This window comes from Poseidonibacter ostreae, assembly GCF_009208075.1.
Classification (GTDB): domain Bacteria; phylum Campylobacterota; class Campylobacteria; order Campylobacterales; family Arcobacteraceae; genus Poseidonibacter; species Poseidonibacter ostreae.
This window is the reverse complement of the sequence record NZ_WFKJ01000079.1, coordinates 1-4,587: the sequence shown is the minus strand read 5'-3', so window position 1 is coordinate 4,587 and position 4,587 is coordinate 1. Positions and strand designations below refer to the sequence as shown.

Annotated in this window: 5 protein-coding genes and 1 pseudogene; 4 read left to right on the top strand and 2 right to left on the bottom strand. The window is 24.9% G+C overall.

Going from position 1 to position 4,587, the window contains the following annotated elements:
* On the top strand, window positions 1–729 hold a 729-nt coding region (locus tag GBG18_RS14655), incomplete at its 5' end, for a HAMP domain-containing sensor histidine kinase (RefSeq protein WP_152192267.1).
* A 5-nt stretch (window positions 730–734) separates the two neighbouring features.
* Here the strand turns inward: GBG18_RS14655 and GBG18_RS14650 are convergent.
* Window positions 735–1,391, bottom strand: a complete 657-nt coding sequence (locus GBG18_RS14650) for a class I SAM-dependent methyltransferase (RefSeq protein WP_152192266.1) — start codon at window positions 1,389–1,391, stop codon at window positions 735–737.
* 23 nt (window positions 1,392–1,414) lie between these two features.
* Window positions 1,415–1,978, bottom strand: a complete 564-nt coding sequence (locus tag GBG18_RS14645; RefSeq protein ID WP_152192264.1) for an undecaprenyl-diphosphatase — start codon at window positions 1,976–1,978, stop codon at window positions 1,415–1,417.
* Window positions 1,979–2,109: 131 nt separating this feature from the next.
* On the opposite strand from GBG18_RS14645, the gene GBG18_RS14640 reads away from it, so the two are divergent.
* The 3 genes and pseudogenes from GBG18_RS14640 to GBG18_RS14630 form a co-directional block, all read left to right on the top strand.
* Complete coding sequence (locus GBG18_RS14640; protein WP_152192263.1) at window positions 2,110–2,478, top strand: hypothetical protein; 369 nt, start codon at window positions 2,110–2,112, stop codon at window positions 2,476–2,478.
* A gap of 135 nt (window positions 2,479–2,613) precedes the next feature.
* Window positions 2,614–4,227 carry a phosphoethanolamine transferase gene (locus GBG18_RS14635; RefSeq protein ID WP_152192261.1) on the top strand — a complete coding sequence of 538 codons (1,614 nt, stop codon included), beginning with the start codon at window positions 2,614–2,616 and terminating at the stop codon, window positions 4,225–4,227.
* Window positions 4,205–4,587 (top strand): annotated as a pseudogene (locus tag GBG18_RS14630) (phosphatase PAP2 family protein); the annotation flags it as partial. The gene GBG18_RS14635 and the pseudogene GBG18_RS14630, both read left to right, overlap by 23 nt.

Below are 4,587 nucleotides of genomic sequence, written 5' to 3'. Positions count from 1 at the left end.
AATGATGAAATTTCTGAATTAATAGAATCATTTAATACTATGATTGAAAGACTTCAAGATGGTGTTAAAAATTTAGATAGATTTAATAGTGATGTTTCTCATGAATTAAGAACACCATTAACTGTTATAAGAGGGGAAATTGAAGTTACATTAAGAAAGGTAAGAGAAAGCTCATATTATATTGATTCTATGGATACTATTTATTATGAAATAAAACAAATAGAAGATATCATTGAAAACTTACTCTTATTAACAAAATATTCAAAAGAGAATATAAAAAAGACTTTTGAAGAAACAAGTGTTGATTCATTATTACTTGATACTATTTATAAATATGATACTCAAATAAAAAATAAGAATATTACTCTTACTATCGATAAAATCGAAACTATTACTAAAAAATTAAATCCTTTACTTCTTAAAACAATTTTCTCAAATCTTATAGATAATGCTATTAAGTACTCTCTAGATAATAAAAATATAATAATTAAACTTTATCAAAATGAAAAGATGCATTTTTGCATTGAAGATGAGGGTATTGGTATTTCAAAAGAAAAGTTGCCTTTGATTACAGATAGATTTTACAGGGCTGATAAGTCAAGAAATAAAACTATAGAAGGTTTTGGATTAGGATTATCTATCGTTAAAAATAGTGTTGAACTTCATAATGGACAATTGAAAATTGAATCTGTTTTAAATAAAGGAACAAAAATAGAAATAATTCTTTAAAGTAATTATGAAATCTTTTCCATAATTACTCGTGACAATCTTTTAGGTAAAGAACTTTCTTCAAACTCTTCTATACCTATTATTTTGTAGCCTTTTGATAATAGTTCTATTTTTTCTTTTGAAAAGAAATGTACAATAAATCCACTAACTTCATACATATCTTCTCCTCTATGAATACCATTTCTATAATGAGGGTCTTTGATATTTCTAACCGTATAAATATTTAATCCATTTGGTTTTAATACTCTTCTTATTTCGCTTGATAAAAATTCAAGTTCGCAAGTAGTTAAAGCCATACAATATAGCATATGAGAATAACAAGAATCAAAAGTATTATCATCAAAAGGAAGAGGTTTTCTAATGTCATGAACATTTGCTTTTATATAATCGGATAGATTCTCTTCTTTAGATTTTTTTAAAATAGAATCAATACCTTGTTGAGAATAATCTAAGGCTTGAACCCTTAATCCCTCTTTAGCAAAAAAGAAAGTATCTCTACCTTGTCCACTTCCAAGTTCTAAGATATTAAACTTATCCTCTTTTTGAAAAATTTCTACAGCTCTTTGTGCAGAAGTACTATTTGTATTTCCAAACATATTAGAATTAGATTCAAAGGTATTTTCCCAATGATCTTCTTGATTACTTAATGTTGATGTATCCATTATAAGATTTCCTTTTTATTGTTTCAATTTTTCCAAAACTCTTTTCTTCTAAAGGTATTTATTAAAAATAAATTTATATTATTAAATTCATCTTTTGTCGTATAAATTAAACTAATAGCCAGTATAGAAACAACAAGTGAACCAATTATATCAAATGGATAATGAACTCCACAATAAACTCTTGATATACCTCCTATTATGGCTAATATAAATAATAGATATCCAATTTTCCTAGATGATTTAAATATTAAAAATGCTAGAGCAATTGATATTAAAAAAGTAGTATGGTCAGAAGGAAAAGAATTTTCAACTTTATGCATAACTAATGTTACTCCAAACCCATCTACAAATGGTCTATTATGATAAATAAACAAACCAATAACTTGATTTATTAATAAACCAAGAATTACTGTATATCCTGCATATAGTGTTTCATTCTTTTTATTTGTAAACCATGTATAAACCATTATTATAAGAAATAAGTATGGCATATATTCAGCAAACGTTATCATCATATTATCTAGAAATTCACTTGTCTTTGCGAATGAAGTTATAAATAAAAATAAATTTATATTTAAATGTTCCAAAATATTTCCTTCTTTTTCTTTAATTATATTTACTCATATGAAATGAAAATGAAAATATAGTTATAAATCATTCATTTTCATTTCATTTTTAATATATATTATTAGGAAATATATTTAATAAGGAGATAAAAATGTTAAAAATCACAATATTGAGTCTAGGATTATTTGTTGGAAGTTTATTTGCTCAAGACAATTTAAATAAAATATCATCAAGCGGTCTAAAAGGTTATTGGTCTACTTTATCAATAAGTAAAGAGAAAAATAGTCCTCTTTATATTACTATTCATAATAAGGCAAAGAGGCAAGTAAACATGGATGTAAATCTAACATTATATACGCCTAGTGATAAAACAATTGTATTTAAACATATAAAAAATATAAATGGCTATTACTTAGCAAATGTTGATTTTACAGAAAAAGGTAAGTATGGGTACGTTCTTAGATTTAGTAAGCATGTAGGTGGAGTTAATCATTCTTTACGAGGGAAATTTAAAATGTAGATTCTTAAAATAAATATCTCTTTATCTAAAGGAGATATCTATTTTATTAGCTATTTTAAATCTAATAAATTTCTCTTTCATTTTCATTTCATTTTCAATTGTTAATTTATTAATATCAGAAACTAAAGGAAAATAATGAAATTTATTTCACAATATAAACTTATACTATTAGTTGCCATATTTTTTGCAACATTTTATAATCTGTCTTTTTTTACAAATGTTATATCAACTTATGAACCAGTAGGCCAAAATATTTTATATATTTGTTCACTTGCTATTGTTTTAGTATCATTTACTGTATTTTTATTTACACTACTTTCTTCAAAATATACAACTAAACCTCTTTTAATAATTGCGTTAATGGTCTCTTCATTTACTGCATATTTTATGGATACATATCGTGTTGTTATTGATGATGAAATGATAAGAAATTCTTTACAAACAAACTTATCAGAATCAAGTGACTTGTTTAGTTTACAACTGGTTTTATATGTTTTAGTACTTGGAGTACTACCTTCTTACTTTATTTATAAAATTAAAATTGATTATAGACCTTTCAAAAAAGAATTATTTTTTAAAATTGGAACACTTTTAATATCTTTAAGTTTTATTGTTATTACTATTCTTGTCTTTAGTAAGTTTTATACTTCATTTTTTAGAGAACATAAGCCTCTTAGATATCATGTCAATCCTATTTATTGGATTTATAGTACAGGAAATTATATTAGTAAAACAATGAACAATGGTCCTATAGTTGTAAAACAAATAGGGCTTGATGCAAAAATTCAAAAAACTACTGATGAAGTTGATAAAAAAGAACTTATAATTATGGTTGTAGGTGAAGCTACAAGAGCTGATAGATTTTCTTTAAATGGTTATAAAAAAGAAACAAATCCACTACTTAAGAAAGAAGATATTATAAACTTTCCAAATTTCTATTCATGTGGAACATCAACTGCACAATCTGTTCCTTGTATGTTCTCTATATATAACCGTGATACTTATGATTATAAAAAAGGGATTACTACTCAAAATGTAGTAGATGTGTTAATCAATACAAAAGAGGTAAAAGTTCTATGGAGAGATAACAACTCAAGTTCAAAAGGTGTTGCAGACAGAGTTGATTATGAAGATTATCGAACAAATAAAAACAATACAATTTGTGATGATGAATGTAGAGATGAGGGTATGCTTGTTGGTTTAGATAATTATATTCAGAAAAATAAAGATAAAGATATTTTAATTGTATTACACCAAATGGGAAATCATGGCCCAGCATATTATAAAAGATATCCAAAAGCTTACGAGAAGTTCACACCAGTTTGTGAAACTAATCAATTAGAGCAATGTACACAAGAAGAAGTAAGTAATGCTTACGATAATGCTGTTTTATATTCAGATTACTTTTTATCTAAAACAATAAATTTCTTAAAGCCATATTCAAAAGATTATGAAACAGCAATGGTTTATATGAGTGACCATGGAGAGAGCTTAGGAGAAAATGGACTTTATTTACATGGAATGCCTTATTTTATGGCTCCTGATGAACAAAAACATGTAGCATCATTTATGTGGTTTGGTGAAGGTGATATTAAAGAAGATATTGATGTTGAAAAACTTAAATCATATTCTGATAAAAAGTTTTCACAAGATAATCTATTTCATACTTTATTATCATTTTTTGAAGTTGAAACAGATGTTTATAAAAAAGAGATGGACATATTAAATGATGCAAAAAAATCTCACTAAATATATTCTAATTACTATTATATGTTTGATTTTTACAATTGCATTATTTGAATTAACATCTATAGATATTCTTGTTCAAGATTATTTTTTTAACCTTAATACAAATTCTTGGATCTGGGATAGTAATGAACCTATTTCAAAGTTTCTGTTCTATGATGGTATTAAAAAACTTTTAATACTTTTTGCTTTTCTTATTCTTTGTAGTTTAGTATTTTTTAGAAAAAAAGAGACAATAAAAACATATAAAAAGGGATTAATTATCGTTTTATTATCAGCTATAATTATTCCTATAACTATTGGTTCATTAAAAGCTACAACAAATATGCCTTGTCCTAAAAATATAGAATATTTTGGTGGAAA

Coding starts and splice junctions, on each gene's coding strand:
- GBG18_RS14650 (WP_152192266.1), bottom strand. CDS start 1,391: ATGGATACATCAACATTAAGTAATCAAGAAGATCATTGGGAAAATACC.
- GBG18_RS14640 (WP_152192263.1), top strand. CDS start 2,110: ATGTTAAAAATCACAATATTGAGTCTAGGATTATTTGTTGGAAGTTTA.
- GBG18_RS14635 (WP_152192261.1), top strand. CDS start 2,614: ATGAAATTTATTTCACAATATAAACTTATACTATTAGTTGCCATATTT.